Below are 348 nucleotides of genomic sequence, written 5' to 3'. Positions count from 1 at the left end.
TATGTGCGTTAAGGGTGGGTTGATAAAAATGGGGTGGACCAGCTTGTCGGCGTTACTGCTTTTGGTGGTGGCGAATGTTGTACAGGCCGAGGAATTGACCGATTCCATGCGTTTGGCACCTGGGGATCAGAAGGTGCTGACGTTCCCCGCTGCGGTATCGAAAGTGGCTACGTCCGATCCGGGTGTGGCCGCCCTGACGGTGACCGGCAGTAATGAATTGCTGCTGACGGCGAAAGCTGAAGGTTCAGCAGTGCTGTCAGTGTGGTTGCGCAACAACGGCAAACCGTTGCGAAGCACCGTGGTTGTGGCGACGACGCTGGGTGACTCCCTGCCGTTCGGCACCCAGGT

1 protein-coding gene is annotated in these 348 nt (G+C 58.0%); it reads left to right on the top strand.

The features are described from left to right. Positions 1-106: 106 nt before the first annotated feature. Positions 107-348 (top strand): pilus assembly protein N-terminal domain-containing protein (locus tag A3730_RS09845; protein WP_231883915.1); only part of this gene is annotated, 242 nt, incomplete at its 3' end.

Source organism: Alcanivorax sp. HI0044, from assembly GCF_001634945.1.
Note: the sequence above shows the minus strand (reverse complement) of the source record. Positions and strands in the feature narration are given on the sequence as shown.